This window comes from Nocardioides sp. LS1, assembly GCF_003865225.1.
GTDB classification, from domain to species: domain Bacteria; phylum Actinomycetota; class Actinomycetes; order Propionibacteriales; family Nocardioidaceae; genus Nocardioides; species Nocardioides ginsengisegetis.
The window spans coordinates 257,175-274,972 of record NZ_BIFF01000002.1 but is presented as its reverse complement, the minus strand read 5'-3'; the positions used below and the strand labels follow the sequence as shown (position 1 = coordinate 274,972).

General features: G+C 70.9%; 18 protein-coding genes. 12 read left to right on the top strand and 6 right to left on the bottom strand.

Going from position 1 to position 17,798, the window contains the following annotated elements; genetic code table 11:
* Positions 1-4 precede the first annotated feature (4 nt).
* Positions 5-616, top strand: a complete 612-nt coding sequence (locus EJF31_RS06065; protein ID WP_125036222.1) for a sortase domain-bontaining protein — start codon at positions 5-7, stop codon at positions 614-616.
* Here the strand turns inward: EJF31_RS06065 and EJF31_RS06060 are convergent.
* Genes EJF31_RS06060 through EJF31_RS06050 form a run of 3 tightly spaced genes read right to left on the bottom strand, consistent with a single transcriptional unit; the run spans position 613 to position 2,727 of the window.
* Entirely contained in the window at positions 613-1,173 is a 561-nt protein-coding gene (locus EJF31_RS06060; protein WP_125036221.1) for a LemA family protein, read from the bottom strand. The two genes, EJF31_RS06065 and EJF31_RS06060, sit on opposite strands and share 4 nt — an antisense overlap.
* A 14-nt stretch (positions 1,174-1,187) precedes the next feature.
* Positions 1,188-1,886: a DUF3137 domain-containing protein gene (locus EJF31_RS06055; protein ID WP_125036220.1), complete on the bottom strand. Its 699-nt coding sequence runs from the start codon at positions 1,884-1,886 to the stop codon at positions 1,188-1,190.
* A 25-nt stretch (positions 1,887-1,911) separates the two neighbouring features.
* Complete coding sequence (locus tag EJF31_RS06050) at positions 1,912-2,727, bottom strand: crotonase/enoyl-CoA hydratase family protein (protein ID WP_185736155.1); 816 nt, start codon at positions 2,725-2,727, stop codon at positions 1,912-1,914.
* A 46-nt stretch (positions 2,728-2,773) separates the two neighbouring features.
* Between EJF31_RS06050 and EJF31_RS06045 the strand changes: the two genes are divergently transcribed.
* The 5 genes from EJF31_RS06045 (at position 2,774) to EJF31_RS06025 (ending at position 9,131) form a co-directional block, all read left to right on the top strand.
* Entirely contained in the window at positions 2,774-4,423 is a 1,650-nt protein-coding gene (locus EJF31_RS06045; RefSeq protein WP_125036218.1) for an acyl-CoA synthetase, read from the top strand.
* On the top strand, positions 4,423-5,526 hold the full coding sequence (locus EJF31_RS06040; protein ID WP_125036217.1) for a nitronate monooxygenase family protein: 1,104 nt from the start codon (positions 4,423-4,425) through the stop codon (positions 5,524-5,526). The genes EJF31_RS06045 and EJF31_RS06040 overlap by 1 nt, the downstream gene beginning before the upstream one ends.
* A gap of 30 nt (positions 5,527-5,556) precedes the next feature.
* Positions 5,557-7,035, top strand: coding sequence for an LVIVD repeat-containing protein (locus tag EJF31_RS06035; RefSeq protein WP_125036216.1), 1,479 nt, complete (start codon positions 5,557-5,559; stop codon positions 7,033-7,035).
* A 36-nt stretch (positions 7,036-7,071) separates the two neighbouring features.
* Positions 7,072-7,635: a hypothetical protein gene (locus tag EJF31_RS06030; protein ID WP_125036215.1), complete on the top strand. Its 564-nt coding sequence runs from the start codon at positions 7,072-7,074 to the stop codon at positions 7,633-7,635.
* Between the two features lie 398 nt (positions 7,636-8,033).
* On the top strand, positions 8,034-9,131 hold the full coding sequence (locus EJF31_RS06025) for an HNH endonuclease signature motif containing protein (protein ID WP_260430658.1): 1,098 nt from the start codon (positions 8,034-8,036) through the stop codon (positions 9,129-9,131).
* 24 nt (positions 9,132-9,155) lie between these two features.
* Here EJF31_RS06025 and EJF31_RS06020 read toward each other — a convergent pair whose 3' ends face one another.
* A complete protein-coding gene (locus EJF31_RS06020) occupies positions 9,156-9,641 on the bottom strand; it encodes a hypothetical protein (protein WP_125036213.1) in 486 nt (161 codons plus the stop codon).
* 62 nt (positions 9,642-9,703) lie between these two features.
* On the opposite strand from EJF31_RS06020, the gene EJF31_RS06015 reads away from it, so the two are divergent.
* Both EJF31_RS06015 and EJF31_RS06010 read left to right on the top strand, forming a co-directional pair.
* A complete protein-coding gene (locus tag EJF31_RS06015; protein WP_125036212.1) occupies positions 9,704-10,249 on the top strand; it encodes a hypothetical protein in 546 nt (181 codons plus the stop codon).
* On the top strand, positions 10,246-10,950 hold the full coding sequence (locus tag EJF31_RS06010) for an alpha/beta fold hydrolase (RefSeq protein ID WP_125036211.1): 705 nt from the start codon (positions 10,246-10,248) through the stop codon (positions 10,948-10,950). The genes EJF31_RS06015 and EJF31_RS06010 overlap by 4 nt, the downstream gene beginning before the upstream one ends.
* A gap of 6 nt (positions 10,951-10,956) precedes the next feature.
* On the opposite strand, the gene EJF31_RS06005 is transcribed toward EJF31_RS06010, so the two are convergent.
* Both EJF31_RS06005 and EJF31_RS06000 read right to left on the bottom strand, forming a co-directional pair.
* Complete coding sequence (locus EJF31_RS06005; protein WP_125036210.1) at positions 10,957-12,063, bottom strand: acyl-CoA dehydrogenase family protein; 1,107 nt, start codon at positions 12,061-12,063, stop codon at positions 10,957-10,959.
* Positions 12,064-12,066: 3 nt separating this feature from the next.
* Positions 12,067-13,254, bottom strand: coding sequence for an acyl-CoA dehydrogenase family protein (locus tag EJF31_RS06000; protein ID WP_125036209.1), 1,188 nt, complete (start codon positions 13,252-13,254; stop codon positions 12,067-12,069).
* Positions 13,255-13,300: 46 nt separating this feature from the next.
* Between EJF31_RS06000 and EJF31_RS05995 the strand changes: the two genes are divergently transcribed.
* From EJF31_RS05995 to EJF31_RS05980, 4 genes are all read left to right on the top strand, one after another.
* Complete coding sequence (locus EJF31_RS05995; protein ID WP_125036208.1) at positions 13,301-14,425, top strand: Rieske 2Fe-2S domain-containing protein; 1,125 nt, start codon at positions 13,301-13,303, stop codon at positions 14,423-14,425.
* Positions 14,425-14,727, top strand: coding sequence for a hypothetical protein (locus EJF31_RS05990; protein WP_125036207.1), 303 nt, complete (start codon positions 14,425-14,427; stop codon positions 14,725-14,727). Before EJF31_RS05995 ends, EJF31_RS05990 begins: the two co-directional genes overlap by 1 nt.
* Positions 14,728-14,734: 7 nt before the next feature.
* Positions 14,735-15,811 carry a ferredoxin--NADP reductase gene (locus EJF31_RS05985; RefSeq protein ID WP_125036206.1) on the top strand — a complete coding sequence of 359 codons (1,077 nt, stop codon included), beginning with the start codon at positions 14,735-14,737 and terminating at the stop codon, positions 15,809-15,811.
* A 99-nt stretch (positions 15,812-15,910) separates the two neighbouring features.
* The gene (locus EJF31_RS05980; RefSeq protein WP_125036205.1) at positions 15,911-17,797 is read left to right on the top strand and encodes a hypothetical protein; all 1,887 of its coding nucleotides are present in this window, start codon (positions 15,911-15,913) and stop codon (positions 17,795-17,797) included.
* Position 17,798: the final 1 nt, after the last annotated feature.

Here is a 17,798-nt window from a genome sequence, read left to right as displayed (position 1 = left end):
CGGGATGGGCAAGGCACTCGGTCTCCTGCTGGCCGGCACCGCGGTGGTTCTCGCGGTGCTGGCGCTCCGGACGGCACCGCTCGGTCACGACACCGTCCGGACCCACGACCCGGTGTCCGCCACCCCGCGGATGCGGGGATCGACCGCACCCGAACGCCCGGCGCGACCCGCGGCGCTGCCCGTGCACCTGTCCATCCCGTCCATCGCGGTGTCCACCGACGTCGAACGGCTCGGCCTGCAGCCGGACCACACGGTCGAGGTGCCGCGCGACCCGGCGCGTGCCGGATGGTTCGAGGAGGGGCCCCCGCCCGGGGGCCTCGGCGCGTCCGTCGTGCTCGGACACGTCGACTCCGTCGAGGGGCCCGCGGTCTTCTCCCGCCTCGCGCAGCTGCGTCCGGGGGAGCGGATCACCGTGCGCCTGTCCGACGAGTCCACGGTGCGCTTCGCGGTGCGGCGGGTGGTCACCTACGCGAACGACGACTTCCCGGCGCGGTTGGTCTACGCCGGCGACGCGCGCCGGCGCCAGTTGAACCTCGTGACCTGCGGCGGTTGGTACGACGCCGACCTCGGCGGCTGGCAGGGCAACGTCGTGGTCTTCAGCGAGCGCGTGCCCTAGAGGTCGACAGAGGGCGCGGTGCGCGCCGCCTGGTCGCGCAGCTCGAAGAACTCCCGCGCCTCGAAGTGGAACATCCCGGCGATGACGTTGCTCGGGAAGGTCTGGACGCGGGTGTTGTAGGCGCGCACGTTGCCGTTGTAGAAGCGGCGCGCGGCGGCGATCCGGTCCTCGGTGTTGGTCAGCTCGTCCTGGAGCTGGAGGAAGTTCTGGCTGGCCTTGAGGTCGGGGTAGGCCTCGGCCCGGACGAGTACGTCGGCGACGGCCCCGCCGAGCGCGTCCTCGTAGCCCTGCCGCGACTTGGGGTCCTCGCCCTGGTGGGCCCGGGCCGCCTCGCGGGCGGCGGTCAGCGTCTCCAGGACGGTGCGCTCGTGGGCGGCGTACCCCTGCACGGTCGCGACCAGGTTGGGGATCAGCTCGTGGCGGCGGGTGAGCTCCACGTCGGTCTGGCCCCACGACTCGTCGACCAGCACCCGCTGGCGCACGAAGCGGTTGTACATCACCAGCACGCTGACGAGGACCAGGACGACGAGGGCCGCGGCGGCCAGCAGGAGAGGCATCACGAGGGAGGAACCTACCCGCCCCTGACCTCGCGCCAGACGAACTCCGGCACGTTGTCGAGCACGCCGTCGATGACCTTGAGCCGCGGCTCGACCAGCTCGATGGGGGACTGGCCGTTGTCGACGGAGAGCAGCCAGGTCCGGTCGAAGCGGAAGTCGGAGTCACGGTGCTGGAGGAGGTACTCCATCATCCGCGGGTGCAGGACGTCGGAGGCGAACTTCCGGTCGGGGCAGGTGACGGTGAACGCGCGGTTGAAGTCCTCGGACTCCAGCTCGATGTCGCGGTTGGTGAGCCGGCCGACCATCCGGCTGAACATCCCCTCCGGCGTGACCTGGAGCGGCGGCACGGTCGCCCCGACGTCGAGCGCGACCACGCCGTAGCGGTGGCTCTCCTCGTGGGTGTGGCTGTGTCCCTGGGAGTCGGTGCTCGTCTCGGTCGTGTAGTAGACGTAGTCGAACGCCACGAAGGAGCGGCCGTCGTACTGGCCGGTGAGGATGTTGGCGGCCTGCCGGTTGTGGCCGTTGCCGAAGGGCGAGCCCTGGAAGGTGTCGCACCAGCGGTCGTCACGCTCGGTGTAGCTCCAGCCGCGCGCCGCGGCGAGGGCCGCGAAGCCCTCGCGCCGCTTCTTCGCCGCCCGGTAGCCGAGGACGGCGACCAGGACCATGAAGGCGAGGAACCCGCCGAAGACGAGGAAGACGAAGCCCGAGTCCATGGCGTGGAGTGTAGGTGGTGGGCGCCTACTTCCCGGTGAAGTTCGGGGTGCGCTTCTCGGCGAAGGCGCGCGGTCCCTCCTTGGCGTCGTCCGACGCGAAGACTGCGGCGCCGACCCGTGCGTCGTCGGCCCAGCAGTCGTCCTCGTGCTTGCCCTCGGAGTCGCGGATGGTCCTCAGGACGGCCTGCACGGCGAGCGGACCGTTGGCCGCGATCTGGTCGGCGATCTCGTGTGCCTTCGCCAGCGCCGTGCCGTCCGGGACGACGTGCCCGATCAGTCCGATCTCCTTCGCCTCCGGCGCCTTGATGTGGCGTCCGGTCAGCAGCAGGTCGGCCGCGACGGTGTAGGGGAGCTGGCGCACGAGGCGTACGGCGCTGCCGCCCAGCGGGTAGAGCCCCCACTTGGGCTCGGACACCCCGAAGCGGGCCGACTCGCCGGCCACCCGGATGTCGGTGGCCTGGAGGATCTCGGTGCCACCCGCGATCGCCGGTCCCTCGACCGCGGCGATGAGCGGCTTGGTGAGCCGGAAGCCCTTGAGCAGCGACTTGATCCGGCTCGGGTCGAAGGCACCGGACTCGAAGCTGTCGGAGGGGGACGAGGCCGACATGGCCTTGAGGTCCGCGCCCGCGCAGAAGTAGCCGCCGGCGCCGGTGAGGATGCAGACCCGGATCGAGTCGTCCTCGTTCACGCGGTCCCACGCGTCGGCCATGATCGCGAGCATCTCGCCGGACAGCGCGTTGCGTGCCTCGGGGCGGTTCATCGTGACCACCAGGGTGTGGCCGACCTGCTCCACGAGGCAGTGCGGGGCGGTCGTCTCGGGCGCGCTCGGGCCAGTCGTCATGGGCGTCATGCTAGCCAGAAACAAGAACGTGTTCTAGTCTCGCGGAGTGGCCCTGAACATTGCTGACCTCTTCGAGCACGCGGTCGACGCAGTCCCGGACAACCCCGCCCTGAAGGTGGGTGAGCGGGTCGTCACCTTCGCCGAGCTGGAGGCCGACGCCAACCGGCTGGCCCACTACCTGAGCGGTCGCGGGATCGGGGTCGGCGACCACGTCGGCATCTACGCGAAGAACTCCATCGAGCACGTCGTCGCGCTCCTCGCCGTGGTCAAGATCCGCGCGGTCGCCATCAACGTGAACTACCGCTACGTCGAGGGCGAGCTCGACTACCTCTTCGACAACGCCGACGTCGTCGCCCTCGTCCACGAGCGCACCTACGCGCCGCTGGTCGCGGCCACCTTCCCCCGGCACGACCGGCTGCGCGTGGCGGTGGTGATCCCCGACGCGCTCGAGCCGCAGGACACGTCCGACGTGACGGCGTACGGCGGCGTGCTGTGGGAGGACGCGCTCGCCCGGCAGAGCCCGGACCGCGGCTTCGGCGAGCGCAGCCCCGACGACCTGCACATCATCTACACCGGCGGCACCACCGGCTTCCCCAAAGGTGTCATGTGGCGGCACGAGGACTTCTGGCGCGTGCTGGGCGGTGGCATCGACTTCTACAGCGGCACGCCGCTGGAGGAGTACGACCAGAGCAAGCAGGCCAGCGACCCGCGGATGGTGACCTTCCCGCTGAGCCCGCTCATGCACGGCGGTGCCCAGGCCGGCCTGCTGATGCACCTCTTCGCCGGCCACCTCACCGTGCTCGAGCCGAAGTTCGACCCGGTCCGCACCTGGGAGATCATCGAGCGCGAGAAGGTCCAGCTGATCTTCATGACCGGCGACGCGATGGCCCGGCCGCTGATCGAGGCGTACGACGAACGCCTGGCCCGCACCGGCACGACGTACGACTGCTCGAGCCTCTTCGCCATCTCAAGCAGCGCGGCGATCTTCAGCCGTGCGGTGAAGGAGCGGTGGATGGCCGCCTTCCCCCACAGCATCTTCACCGACTCGATCGGCGCGTCCGAGACCGGGTTCCAGGGCATGGGGATGCAGGAGAAGGACAAGATCAGCAGCGACGGTCCGGTGGTCGCGCTCGGTCCGGCCAGCGTCGTCATCGGCGAGGACGGCCGGGTGCTCGACACCGCGACCGACGTCGGGCAGGTCGGCCGGCTGGGGCGCGGCGGGCACGTCCCGGTCGGCTACTACAAGGACCCCGTGAAGTCGGCGGCGACGTTCCTCGAGATCGACGGGCAGCGCTACTCCGTCCCGGGCGACTACGCCCGGATCGAGCCCGACGGCCGCGTCACGCTCCTGGGGCGCGGGTCCAACTGCGTCAACACCGGCGGCGAGAAGGTCTATCCGGAGGAGGTAGAGATGGCGATCAAGGGTCATCCGGCCGTCTACGACGTGCTCGTCGTGGGAGTGCCCGACGAGAAGTACGGTCAGGCCGTCGCCGCCGTGGTCGAGCTGCGCGAGGGCGCCACCCTCGAGCTGGCCGAGCTGCGCGACTACCTGCGCCAGCACCTCTCCGGCTACAAGCTGCCCCGCGCGCTCACCCTCGTGGACCGGGTGCCGCGGAACGCGACCGGGAAGGCGCAGTACCCCGCCGCCAAGGAGATGGCGCTCGCCGCACTGACCCCGAGCGAGGTGACCGCCTGATGCGTACGCCGCTGTGCGACGAGTTCGGGATCGACTACCCCATCTTCGCCTTCACCCCGTCCGAGCACGTGGCCGCGGCGGTCTCCCGCGCCGGCGGCCTCGGCGTGCTCGGCTGCGTCCGGTTCAACGACCCCGACGAGCTCGAGAAGACGCTGACCTGGCTCGACGACAACACCGACGGCAAGCCCTACGGCGTCGACGTCGTGATGCCGATGAAGATCCCCACCGAGGGCACGTCGACCGACCTCGCGTCGTACATCCCCGAGGAGCACCGGAAGTTCGTCGACGAGACCCTGCTCAAGCTCGGCGTCCCGCCGCTCCCGGAGGGCGAGGGCCGCGAGGGCGTGCTGGGCTGGCTGCACTCCGTGGCGCGCTCGCACGTGGACATCGCGCTTGCCCACCGTCCGGTCCTGATCGCCAACGCACTCGGCTCGCCGCCGGTCGACGTGATCGAGAAGGCCCACGCGCACGGCGTGAAGGTGGCTGCCCTGGCCGGCGCCGCCAAGCACGCGCTGTCCCACGTCGCCAACGGCGTCGACATCATCGTCGCCCAGGGCTACGAGGCCGGCGGGCACACGGGCGAGATCGCCAGCATGGTGCTGACCCCCGACGTCGTGGACGCGGTCGGGCCGGACGTCCCCGTGCTCGGCGCCGGCGGCATCGGGTCGGGCCGGCAGGTCGCCGCGTCGCTCGCGCTCGGCGCGCAGGGCGTCTGGACGGGGTCGATCTGGCTCGGCACGGAGGAGTACCGCAACCTCGCCTCCAACAAGGGCTGGGAGACGGCCTTCCTGCGTGCCACGTCGTCCGACACCGTCCGCACGCGGATCTACACCGGCAAGCCCGCTCGCCTGCTGAAGACGAAGTGGACCGAGGCCTGGGCGGAGGAGGGCGCACCGACGCCGCTGCCGATGCCGCTGCAGAACCTCCTCGTCGCCGACGCGCACAACCGGATCAACGCCTCCGGCGACCCCGACGTGATCTCGATGCCGGTCGGCCAGATCGTCGGCCGCATGAACGAGGTGCGGCCCGTCGCCGACGTGATGGCCTCGCTGGTCGCGGAGTTCGAGGAGGCGGTCGCCCACCTCAACAAGGTCAACGGCTAACCTCCCTGCCCGCGCGTCGTTGGAGTCACCATGGTCATCCGCAGGTCTCGTCGTGCTTCCTCGCTCCGGCGCCTCGGCGTCGTGCTCACCGCCCTCGTCGCCGGGATCCTCGGCCTGACGCTGTCGGGGGTGATGTCGGCGACCGGACAGTCGCTCCCGGCCCCGACGCCGCAGGCCGTGTGCGGTCCCGGCGCACACCCCGAGACCGACATCCAGGGACGGGTGCCCCAGGCCGACTACGACAGTGGCCGGATCAAGCAGGACTACCGCTGCAACACCGAGAAGGTCGCCCACGAGGGGACGACCGGCGGCTTCAAGGTGATCCGGTATCGCGATGCCCAGGGGCACGTGTGCGCGTTCTACGACTCCACGCTGCTCTTCCCCAAGGACGCCCTCTTCAACGCCGGCACGGGCCTCGGCGTCGTCGTCCTGGACATGGACGACCCGACGCATCCCCGCCGGACGACCACGCTCGAGACCCCGGCCATGGACACCCCGCACGAGTCGGTGCTGCTCAACAAGAAGCGCGGCATCCTCGGTGCGGTCTCGGGCAACCCGGCCACCGCACCCGGCGAGCTCGACCTCTACGACGTCAAGACCGACTGCCAGCACCCCGCCCTGCTCTCCTCGACGCCGAGCGCGATCCTCGGCCACGAGAGCGGCTTCGCGCCCGACGGCAAGACGTTCTACGCGTCCTCGACCGGTGGTCAGACCCTCGTCGCCATCGACATCACCGACCCGACCGCTCCGCAGCAGGTCTTCCAGCAGTTCGGCGTGAACTACCACGGCATGCGGGTCTCCGCGGACGGCAGGACGCTCTACGTCGCGAACATCGGCAACGACAGCACCGGCGCCCGCTTCGCCAACGGCGGCCTGCGCATCCTCGACGTCAGCGAGATCCAGGACCGGGTCGCCAACCCGCAGGTCCGGATCATCAAGGACCTCTCCTGGCCCGAGGTGTCGATCCCGCAGGTGCCCGAGCCGTTCACCCGCAACGGCCGCCAGTACCTCCTCGAGGTCGACGAGTACGCCAACTACAGCTTCACCTCGGCCGACCAGACCTCGGCGCCGGTCGGTGCCGCCAGGATCATCGACGTCACCGACCCGACGAAGGCCCACGTCGTCTCCGACCTGCGCCTCCAGGTGCACCAACCCGCCGCGCGGAAGGGTCCGGAGAAGAACGACCCCGGCGCCAACATCCCCGTCCAGGGGTACGCCGGCCACTACTGCTCGGTCCCCACGCGCGACAACCCGCAGGTCGTCGCCTGCTCGATGATCCTGTCGGGCCTGCGGATCTTCGACATCAGCGACCTCCGCAACCCCGTCGAGGCCGGCTACTACAACAAGGTGCTTCCCTCGAACCGCCCCGAGAACCCCACCGCCTCCGGGGCCTTCGCCATGTCGCAGCCGGCGTGGGACGTCGCGCGTCGTTCCGTCTGGTACACCGACGGCAACTCCGGCTTCTACGTCGTGCGGCTCACCAACGGCGTCGGCAAGCTCCTGGACTAGGTCGTCGGCGCAACTGCCGTTTGCGAGGATGACGGCATGGCCCTCCTCCACGCGGCGACACTGAACCCGTCCAAGCTCGAGCTGCTCTCCGCGTGGCTCCCGACCCAGCCGTGGGCGGGCGATGTCTCGGCGCTCGAGCAGGTCGGCGCCTACCGCTTCGACGATCCCCAGGGCGAGGTGGGCCTCGAGGCCTTCCTGCTCAGGACCGGTGACGGCCGTCTCCTGCACGTGCCGGTCACCTACCGCGGCGCACCGCTCGACGGAGCCGACAGCGCCCTGGTCGGCACCACCGACCACTCGACGCTGGGCCAGCGGTGGGTGTACGACGGCACCGCCGACCCGGTCTGGCTGCGGGCGGCCGCCACGGCCGCACTCACCGGTGGGCACGAGGCGGAGCTCCTCATCGACCTCGGCAAGGGGCTGGAGCGCCGCGACCCGACCGTGCGGGTGCAGGGGAGCGGATCCTCCGACGCGCCTGTTCCGACCCTTGATGACCTGTCGGTCTCCGTGGCGAGGGTGGTCGGCGATCCGGTCGAGGGTGCTGCCACCGTCAGTGCACGGTGGGACGGCGGCGAGGCCGTGGTGATCGGAGTCGGCTGAAGGGCCGCCCGGCCTGGGATGCTGGCTTGCGCGCCGACGCTTCGCTGCGGGATTTCGCGCCTTCGGCGCGTATTACTTTGATTTCCGTGGTCGACGCAGGGTTCGCACGAGGTGCCTCCGGGCCCTGATTCCCGGCTTTCGGTCGCCTGGCTCGACCGCTCGATCGAGGTTTCAAAATTCTTTCGATTCTTTACCTTTCTCGGGTCGAGATAGGGGCTCTGGCCTGCGGTTTTGTCGGTGGTCCCTGCTGGAATTGATCCATGACAGCGATGGTCACCCAGCCGCCTCGACACCAGGTGTCGCGCGCTGTTAGTGCCATGCAGTCGCAGCTTTCTGAGCTCTCGGATGTGTCGCTCTGGTCGATGGATGCGGACGAGTCCGCGGCGACCCTCACGGCGGTGACGCGGCTGTCCGCTCAACTTGCCGAGCTGGAGATGCGGGTCGCCGAGCACGCCAAGACCGTCGGGGTCGGTGAGTCTGTGGGGGCGACCTCGACGACGAACTTCTGGGCGCACGCCACCCACCAGACCCGGACCGCCGCCCACGGGAAGATGCGCCTCGCGGTCGCGCTCGCGGCGCGTCCGGCATTGCGTACGGCGGTGGCCGCCGGGGACGTGCTCGTCGACCAGGCGAGGGTGATCGTCGATGCGGTCGAGGTCCTCCCGGCCGAGCACCGCGACGAGGCCGAAGCGATGCTGATCAAGTTCGCCGCGGAGCACGACGCGAAGGCGTTGAAGAGGCTGGGCCGGCGGATCCTGGAGTTCCTGGACCCCGAGGCCGCCGAGGCGCACGAGGCCAAGCAGCTCGAGGACGAGGAGCGCGACGCCGCCCGGTCGACCAAGCTGACCATGACCGACGACGGGCACGGCAAGGTGCACGGACGCTTCACGTTGCCCTCGGCGCAGGCGGCGATGTTGAAGAAGGCGCTGCTCGCGTTCGCCGCCCCGAAGCACCGCGCTGCGGTCGACGGTGGGCTGGGTGAGCGGCGTCCGTCGGCGGAGCGGATGGGGCAGGCGTTCGTCGAGCTGATCGAGCGCTACCCGACGAAGAAGCTCCCTAAGGCCGGCGGCGTCTCCGCGACCGTCGTGGTCACGATGGACATCTCGACGTTGATGGGTGGCCTGAGGGCGGCGTCGTTGGACACGGGTGAGCGGATCACCGCCGGCCAAGCACGGAGGCTCGCCTGTGAGGCGGGGATCATCCCCGCGGTCCTGGGTGGGAAGTCCCAGGTCCTCGACCTGGGCCGCAAGCGCCGGTTCCACAGCGAGTCCCAGCGGATCGCGATGGCCATCGAGCAGGGCGGCTGCAACGCCCAGGGCTGTGACTGGCCACCGGGCCTGTGTCACGGACACCACCCGATCCCCTGGAGCCAGGACGGGGAGACCAACAAAGACGGGATGCTCCTGTGCCCGCACCATCACGCCCGGGCCCATGACCCGAAGTTCACGATGACCAAGCAGGCCGGCGGGAAGGTCGCCTTCACCCGGCGGACATAGGCCGACGCCCAGCTCACTCAGGACTCACGGCGTGACCGACCCGGTGTAGATCTCGTGCGCCGGCGCGTCGGGATCGGCGTCGTACGTGATGTCGAACGTCCCCGTGCCGTGCCGGCCCGCGTACGCGCCGGTGCCGCTCACGATGGTCCAGTCGCCACCGTGGGGTGGCTGGGGAGTGAACACCATCCGCACCGTGCCGTCCGCGCAGGTGATGGTCCGCTCCACGAGGCCGAGGTCCTTCACATCGGCATGGCGGCTGGCGTGGGAGTCGCGGATGGTGCCGCCGGTACAGAAGGGCGAGCTGCCGAGGGTGGAGCCGTCGAGCACGTCGCCCGTCGCGATGGGTTCAGCGCCCGCGGTGGGAGCGATGTCGATGCTCGTCCGCATCACCAGGGTCTGCCCAGCCGGCTGACCGGAGGTCGTCGGGTCGGGCTCCGCCCCGCCGTCGCCCACGCATGCGGTCAGGGGGAGCAGACCTGCGACCGAGAAGAAGACGACGACTGGCTGCATGGCGCCTCGGGCTGCACGAGTGGCTGGTGCCCCAGTGTCCGCCCAGGCGCTAGGTTTCCGCCATGCCAACTCTCGAGTCGGCGGCGCCTGGCACGTTGCAGCGGCAGGTCGTCGTCGGTCTGGTGCTCGTCGCGGTGATCGTCGCCCTCGGCTTCGGGGTGCGGTGGTGGACCCACCCGTCGGTGTTCGGGGACGGGGGATTCGACTTCCGCGCCCTGCCGCAGCCGGTGGCGCACTCCGCGAGGGACCTGCAGGTCACGTTCAGCGCTGACGAGCAACCGGTGACCCTCGAGGGGGTGGAGCCGGTCTGGGCGGACAACACGGCGCGCGCGACCGTGGCATTCTCGGTGTGCCGAGGGGACAGCCACCGGCTGGCGATAGGCGCGCCCGCGGGGGATGCCGAGATCGTCTGCGATCCGCTCCGTCCGGCGGTCGAGGGGACCAGGATCGATCCGCGTCAGGAGTACGTGGTCGCGACCATCACGCCCACTGCGGCAGGCGTGGCGCGCCTGGTCGGCGTCCGGCTCACCTACGCCACCGGGGCGAGCCGCCTGTTCCAGCGGGGCACCGAGGTCGTGCACCTCGACGCCACGGTGGTGGCTCGATGAGCGCCACGTTCGTCCTCGTCCACGGCGCCTGGCACGGCGCGTGGTGCTGGGACCGGCTGGTGCCGGAGCTGCAACGCCGCGGGCACGCGACCGTCGCCATGGACCTCCCGGTCGACGACGGGAGCGCGACGTTCGAGGACTACGCGGCCGCCGTGCTGGACGCCTACCCCGCGGACCTGGCCGACGTCGTCCTGGTGGGGCACTCGCTGGGGGCGATGGTGCTGCCGCTCGTCGAGGCCGCGCGTCCGCCCGCCCTGTCGGTGTCCCTGTGCGGGGTGATCCCGAATCTCGGCGCGGCACCGTGGGACGACGCGCCGCCGATGGCCCGTGAGGGCGCCTTCGCCACGGAACAGCGCCCCGACGGGGCCGCGGTGTTCCCCACGCTGGAGAGTGCGGTCGCCTCGTTCTACGCCGACTGCACCGGCGACGACGCCGCCTGGGCGTTCGCCCGGCTGCGTCCGCAGAACTCCTCGAGCCTGTGGGACCGCGCCTATCCCGTCGCTGTGCTCCCCGACGTACGACGTGCAGCCGTCGTCGGCGTCGACGACGCCGCGGTCACCCTCGAGTTCAGCCGGGCGGTGACGCGGGACCGGCTGGGCGTCGATCCCATCGAGATCCCGGGTGACCACTCGCCGTTCCTCGCCCGGCCCGCGGAGTTGGCGGAGGTGCTCGACCGGCTTGCGCGCGAGTCCCTGGGTTGACCCGGCTCAGGCAGGCTCGGCGGCCAGCGCCCGACCGACGGTGAGCGCCTGCTCGGTGCTGCCGCCGTGCAGGAACTCGAAGCGCTTGGCGCTCGTGAAGTAGCGGTGCGCCTCGCCGTCCAGGTCGATGCCGACGCCGCCGTGGACGTGGACGGTGGTGTGCGCGAGGCGGTGGCCGGCGTCGGCCGCCCACAGCTTCGCGATCGCCACCTCGGAGTCGGCGGGCAGACCCTCCTCGAGCCGCCACGCGGCCTGCCAGAGGGTGAGCCGCTGCGCGAGCACATCGATGTAGCCGTCGGCGAGCCGCTGGGACACGGCCTGGAAGGTGCCGATGGGCCGGCCGAACTGCTCGCGCGTCTTCGCGTACGCCGCGGTGAGCTGCAACGCCCCCTCGGTGATGCCGAGCTGCTCCGCGCTCGCGGCCACGAGCAGCAGCTGGCGGAGCCGGTGGGCGGCGCCGTCACCGGGCAGCCGCCGGCCCTCGTCCAGCGCCACGCCGGAGAGGTCGAGCCGCGCCACGCTGTCGCCGTCGGAGGTGCGCTGCGGCACGACGGTCACACCGGGGTCTCGGGGTGTCACCAGGAACACCTCGACCCCGTCGCCGGTGTCGGCCGGCACCAGGAACAGGTCCGCCGACGTCCCGGCCGGGACGATCGCCTTGCTGCCGGTCAGCAGCCAGCCCTCACCGTCGTGCGAACCGACCGTCGACGGCCGCTCGGGCGCGAAGGCCCGCTCCTCGGCCACGGCCGCCGTGAGCACCGTGGCTCCCGTCGCAGCGCCCGGCAGCCAGGCTGCCTGCTGCGCCGGCGAGCCGCACTCCGCGACGAGCAGGGACGCGGGTCCGTGCGCGGCCAGCGGCACCGGCGCGACGCGACGTCCGACCTCGACCAGCACGCGGCACAGCGCGACCAGCCCGAGGCCGGAGCCGTCGTACTCCTCCGGGAGCGCGAGCGACAGCAGCCCGGCGTTGCCCAGCTCGGCCCACAGCTCGCGGTCGAAGCGGTCGCCCGCCTGCTCGACCGCCTTCATCCGCGCGTTGGTCGCGCGGTCGGTCAGGATGCGGGCGGCCAACGCCGCCGCCTCGTCCTGCTCGGGGGTGAACGTGAAGTCCATGACCTACCTCTTCGCTGCGGGCAGCCCGAGCCCGACGTAGCCGATGATGTCCCGCTGGATCTCGTTGGTGCCGCCGCCGAAGGTCATCACGAGCGCGGAGCGGTGGTAGCGCTCCAGCCGCCCGGCCAGGACGGCGCCCTCCGAGTCACCGGTGATGCCGGCGTTGGGTCCGACGACCTCCATCAGCGAGCGGTAGACCTCGGTCGCCAGCTCGGACCCGTAGATCTTGGTCGCGGAGGCCTCGGCGGGGGAGAGCGGCACCTGCGCGTCGGCGTCGGCCGCGAGCTTCCAGTTGATGAGCGAGAGGGCCTCGGTGCGGGCGTGCGCGCGGCCGAGCGCGATCTGCACCCACTCGGCGTCGATCACCCGCTCGCCGGTCGGGCCCTTGGTCTCCTGCGCCCAGCGCCGGACCAGGTCGATCGAGTGCGCGAGCGGCGCGGACGACGTGAGCGCCACCCGCTCGTGGTTGAGCTGGTTGGTCATCAGCGACCAGCCGCCGTTGAGCTCACCGACGAGGTTGTCGGCCGGCACGCGCACGTCCTCGTAGTACGTCGCACTCGTGCCGACCCCGGCCACCGTGTGGACCGGCGTGTAGGAGACGCCGGGGGAGTCCGCCGGGACCAGGATCATCGACAGCCCCTTGTGCCGCGGCAGGTCGGGGTCGGTCCGGCAGGCCAGCCAGATCCAGTCGGCGTACTGGATGAGCGATGTCCACATCTTCTGGCCGTTGATCACCCACTCGTCTCCCTCCCGGCTCGCCCGCGTCCGCAGGGAGGCGAGGTCGGTGCCGGAGCCCGGCTCGGAGTAGCCGATCGAGAAGTGCAGGTCTCCGGCGAGGATCCGGGGGAGGAAGTACTCCTTCTGGGCGTCGGTGCCGTAGCGCATGATCGTCGGCCCGACGGTGTTGAGCGTCAGGTAGGGGATCGGCACGCCCGCGACCGCGGCCGCGTCGGTGAAGATCAGCTGCTCCACCATCGAGCGGGCCTGCCCGCCGTACTCCTCCGGCCAGCCGATGCCGAGCCATCCGTCGGTGCCGAGCTGGCGGATGACCTCCTTGTAGACCCCGGCCTCCCCGAACTCGCCCGTCGCCGAGGCCAGGCCCGCCCGTCGTTCGGGCGTGACGAGCGCGGCGAAGTACTCCCGCAGCTCCTCGCGGAGTCGCACGTGTTCGGGGGAGAGGGCGATGTGCATGTCCGCCAGACTAGAACGTGTTCTCGTTCTGGTCCATAATGGCCGCATGAGCGAAACCCGACAGCTCGACCACGGCACGCCCCCGGAGCGCTTCGCCCGGGGCTGGCACTGCCTGGGGCTTGCCGAGACCTTCCGCGACGGCACGCCGCACGGCATCGACGCCTTCGGCGGCAAGGTCGTCGTCTGGCAGGACAGCGCGGGCGGGATCAACGTGCTCGACGGCTACTGCCGGCACATGGGTGGCGACCTCACCCAGGGCTCGGTGAAGGGCGACGAGGTCGCCTGCCCCTTCCACGACTGGCGCTGGGGTGGCGACGGCCGCTGCAAGAAGATCCCCTACGCCAAGCGCGTCCCCCTCCGGGCCCGCACCCAGAAGTACCCCGTCGCGATCCGCAACGGCCAGGTGCTGATCTGGCACGACGCGGAGGGCTCCGAGCCGGACCTCGACATCCTGCCGCCGGAGCTGCCTGGGGTCGGCACGTCGACCTACACCGACTGGACCTGGGAGGTCGTCCCGATCACCGACTCCCACTGCCGCGAGCTCATCGACAACGTCGTCGACATGGCGCACTTCTACTACGTGCACTTCTCGTTCCCGACGAGCTTCCGCAACGTCTTCGAGGGGACCCAGGCGACGCAGTACATGGAGTCCAAGGGACGTCCCGACGTCAGCGGCGGGTACGGCGACGCCGACCTCTTCCTCAAGTCGGAGGCGACCTACTACGGCCCGGCGTACATGATCAACTGGCTCGACGTCGACTACAAGGGATTCCAGACCGAGGTCATCCTCATCAACTGCCACATCCCGACCGGGCCCGACTCCTTCACCCTGCAGTACGGCATCACCGTCAAGAAGCCCGAGGGGATCGACGACGACACGGCGCAGTACATCTCCCGGAAGTACGCCGAGATGTTCGGCGGCGGCTTCCTCCAGGACGTGGCGATCTGGAAGAACAAGGTCCCGGTCCAGAACCCGCTCCTCTGCGAGGAGGACGGCCCCGTCTACCAGCTGCGCCGGTGGTACGAGCAGTTCTACGTCGACCGCGCCGACGTCGTGCCCGAGATGACCGAGCGCTTCGAGTTCGAGGTCGACACGACCCGCGCCAACGAGTACTGGCAGGCCGAGGTCGCCGAGAACCTCGCCCAGCGGGCCGCCGAGACCCCGGCCTGATGGCCTCCTTCGTCCCGACCAGCGAGGAGACGCTGGAGGACCAGCGGCTCTACACGCGGGCCCGGCTGGTCGAGGTCGCCTGCCTGGACTGCCTCGCCCGCGTCGGCGTCAAGAAGAACTCCGAGCACCACACCTCCATCCAGTGGACGGACCGGGCGCTGGGGGACTGCCAGGAGTTCGCAAGGATGTCCGCCGAGCCCGGCGGGCGCCCGGTGTACGCCGCCTGCCCACGGCTGGCCGCGAGCATCGAGGCCGCCGTGCGCGACGGGGCCGTCCCCATCGGGGCCGAGGACGGGTACTGAGGTCGGCATGGACACCGAGTCGTTCGAGCTGAAGGTGGTCGACGTCGTCGAGGAGACCGACGACGCCCACTCGATCACCCTCGAGGTGCCCGAGGACCTCGCGGCGCACTTCGCCTACAAGCCGGGGCAGTTCCTCACCGTGGCCGTGCCCAGCGACCTGACCGGCGTCGCCGCGCGCTGCTACTCGCTGTCCAGCAGTCCGCGCGCCGACAGGGCTGAGGCGACGGTGACGATCACCGTGAAGCGCACCCGTGACGGCTACGCGTCCAACTGGATCTGCGACAACGTCCGCGAGGGCAGCACGCTCCGGGTGCTGGCGCCGAGCGGGATCTTCACCCCGGCCTCGCTGGACGACGACCTGCTGCTCTTCGCCGGCGGCTCCGGCATCACCCCGGTCATCTCGATCACGCGTACGGCGCTCGCGCGCGGGACGGGCCGGATCGTGCTGTTCTACGCCAACCGCGACGAGCGGTCCGTCATCTTTGCCGAGGACCTCCAGCAGCTCTCCGCCGACCACCCGGACCGGCTCGTCGTCGTGCACTGGCTGGAGTCGGTGCAGGGGCTGCCGAGCCAGGAGCAGCTGCGGGCGTTCATCGCGCCGTACACCTCGTGGAACGCCTTCGTCTGCGGGCCGGCGCCCTTCATGAAGCTGACCGTGGCGGCGTTGCGCGAGCTGGAGTTCCCGCGCGAGCGGCGGCACCAGGAGAAGTTCGTCTCGCTCGGGGGCAACCCGTTCGGCGACCTGCACGCGCTCGACGACGTCGAGGTCTACGAGGACGACGAGCCCGAGGTGTCCGGCCCCCAGGGGCCGGTCAAGCTCGAGGTGGAGCTCGACGGCGAGGAGCACGTCTTCGACGACTGGCAGCCCGGCACCAAGCTGCTCGAGCACCTCGAGGCCAAGGGCGTGAAGGCGCCCTACTCGTGCCGCGAGGGGGAGTGCAGCGCCTGTGCCGTCCGGCTGCTCGAGGGCGAGGTGCGGATGCTGCACAACGACGTCCTCGACGAGGAAGACCTGGCCGAGGGGATCCGGCTCGGGTGCCAGTCGGTGCCTGTCACCGACACCGTCAAGGTCACCTATCACTAGGCCCCATCAGCCGGCGTCGGGCGGGGCGCTTGAGAACTACAGTGCTGTAGTTGTCGCCCTCGGGTTGTCTGGGACGCATGTGACTGGTGTGATTCTTGGGTGCTGATGCGTCTCATGGGGAGCGTGCTGGCGGCCGGGCTGGCCGTCGGCGTCCTCGTCGCCCCCGCGGAAGTCCCGTCCGCACCGCCGACCGGGAGGGACCTGCGGCTCGCCGCGGCGGCGCCGGCCTCGCCGACCTACACGACCTTCACGCTGAACATCCGGCACGACCTCGGCAAGCGCAAGGCCCGCCAGGACATGCGCAAGGCGCTGACCACGCTCGGCGACGCCGGCGGCTTCCAGGAGATGTCCGACCTCGTCGACCGGCAGACGCTGATGCGTCTCTGCAAGGACCTCGACTGGGGCTGGTACATGCCCCAGGACCAGGGCCAGGAGATCCCGATCGTCTGGGACCGGTCGCGCTTCCGGATCATCGACGGTCACACCGTCAAGGTGCACGGCCCCGAGGAGGGGGTCACGCCCAGCCGCTACATCAACGTGGTGCGGCTGCGGGAGCAGGCGACCGGCAAGGTGTTCGGCTTCATCAACACCCACACGATCGCGCAGGCGTCGTACGACGCGCAGGCCACCGACATGCACCGCATCCCCCGCCTGCGCAAGCATTTCCGGATGCTGCGGCGCGAGATCCTCGCGCTCTTCGCGACCACCGAGCACGTCTTCGTCAGCGGCGACCTCAACGTCAACTACCTCGCCGACCGCAAGCGCCGGGTCAAGGGGCTGCCGACCGACGAGCTCGGCGACCTGGTCTCCTTCGACATGCCGCTGCAGGGCTCGCGCGGGCCGACGTCGCTGCTGGACTACGGCATGACCGTCAAGGACGGCAGCGGCCTGGAGCTGGCGCACTCGCGGATCGTGCACGGCTGGAACTCCGACCACGACGCCGTCCAGCTGACCTACCGTCCGGTCGACCTGTTCCGGACGGGACCGCTCTTCAACCGGCCGGTCTCCTCGATCGCCGACCGACACCGGGTCCTCGACCGGGTCGCGCGCGCGATCGACGACGCGGAGGCGGGCGGACTGGTCCGCGTGATCAGCTCCCGGATCGACGACGACGCCGTCACCACCGCCCTGGTCCGCGCGGCGGCCGAGGGCGTCGACGTGCGGGTCGTGCTCGGCGGCGGCACGGCGACCGGCGCCGAGAAGCGCCTCGAGGCGGCTCTCGGCACGGACCGGAAGGCGGACTCGTGGTTCCACCGCTGCTCGGGCACCTGCCTGGGCGGCGCCGGCAAGCAGCAGACCAACGTGGTGCTCGTCAGCCGCGCCGGCGGCACCACCGACCTGACCCTGGTCGGCTCCGGCCCGCTCGTGCGCAACGAGGCAGGCCGCTGGACCGACGCGTTCCGGGTCTCGACGTCGTCGGTGTACGACGGCTACGGCCGGCTCTTCACGCGGTACGCCGCCGATGGCACCGACACGTCACCGCGACGCGTCCTCGCGTGGGGCGCCTTCAAGGCCCAGCTCTACCCGGCGCCGGCCGGGCGCCGGCACGACCCGGTGCTGAAGGCACTCGCGCCGGTGGGGTGCCGCAACGCCCGCGGCCTCCGGACCGACGACGGCCGGACCAACGTGCGGATCGCCGTACAGGCCTGGTCGGGGGAGCGCGGGCGGCTGATCGCCGAGCGCCTCGGCGCCCTCCAGGACCGCGGCTGCGACGTGGCGGCCGTCCTGGGGCCCAAGGTCCTCGGCGGCATCCGCAGGCAGCTGGCCCGGGCACGCATCCCGACCCGGGACGCCGCCACGGGGCAGAACCTCCTCGTCGTGGACGGCCGCTACGGCAAGCTCGCCGGCGGGCACGTCGCCTGGACGGGCGGTCCCGGGTGGACCGACCAGTCGCTGGTGAGCGACGGGATCACCCTCGCAGTGCCGTACAGGGACACGGTCCGCGGCTACCTCGACGGCTTCACGCGGGCCTGGCGCAACGGCTGAG

Excerpts from the sequence above, each read along its gene's own strand:
- EJF31_RS06065 (WP_125036222.1), top strand. The coding sequence starts at position 5 with ATGGGCAAGGCACTCGGTCTCCTGCTGGCCGGCACCGCGGTGGTTCTC.
- EJF31_RS06060 (WP_125036221.1), bottom strand. The coding sequence starts at position 1,173 with ATGCCTCTCCTGCTGGCCGCCGCGGCCCTCGTCGTCCTGGTCCTCGTC.
- EJF31_RS06055 (WP_125036220.1), bottom strand. The coding sequence starts at position 1,886 with ATGGACTCGGGCTTCGTCTTCCTCGTCTTCGGCGGGTTCCTCGCCTTC.
- EJF31_RS06050 (WP_185736155.1), bottom strand. The coding sequence starts at position 2,727 with ATGACGACTGGCCCGAGCGCGCCCGAGACGACCGCCCCGCACTGCCTC.
- EJF31_RS06040 (WP_125036217.1), top strand. The coding sequence starts at position 4,423 with ATGCGTACGCCGCTGTGCGACGAGTTCGGGATCGACTACCCCATCTTC.
- EJF31_RS06035 (WP_125036216.1), top strand. The coding sequence starts at position 5,557 with ATGGTCATCCGCAGGTCTCGTCGTGCTTCCTCGCTCCGGCGCCTCGGC.
- EJF31_RS06030 (WP_125036215.1), top strand. The coding sequence starts at position 7,072 with ATGGCCCTCCTCCACGCGGCGACACTGAACCCGTCCAAGCTCGAGCTG.
- EJF31_RS06020 (WP_125036213.1), bottom strand. The coding sequence starts at position 9,641 with ATGCAGCCAGTCGTCGTCTTCTTCTCGGTCGCAGGTCTGCTCCCCCTG.
- EJF31_RS06015 (WP_125036212.1), top strand. The coding sequence starts at position 9,704 with ATGCCAACTCTCGAGTCGGCGGCGCCTGGCACGTTGCAGCGGCAGGTC.
- EJF31_RS06010 (WP_125036211.1), top strand. The coding sequence starts at position 10,246 with ATGAGCGCCACGTTCGTCCTCGTCCACGGCGCCTGGCACGGCGCGTGG.
- EJF31_RS06005 (WP_125036210.1), bottom strand. The coding sequence starts at position 12,063 with ATGGACTTCACGTTCACCCCCGAGCAGGACGAGGCGGCGGCGTTGGCC.
- EJF31_RS06000 (WP_125036209.1), bottom strand. The coding sequence starts at position 13,254 with ATGCACATCGCCCTCTCCCCCGAACACGTGCGACTCCGCGAGGAGCTG.
- EJF31_RS05995 (WP_125036208.1), top strand. The coding sequence starts at position 13,301 with ATGAGCGAAACCCGACAGCTCGACCACGGCACGCCCCCGGAGCGCTTC.
- EJF31_RS05990 (WP_125036207.1), top strand. The coding sequence starts at position 14,425 with ATGGCCTCCTTCGTCCCGACCAGCGAGGAGACGCTGGAGGACCAGCGG.
- EJF31_RS05985 (WP_125036206.1), top strand. The coding sequence starts at position 14,735 with ATGGACACCGAGTCGTTCGAGCTGAAGGTGGTCGACGTCGTCGAGGAG.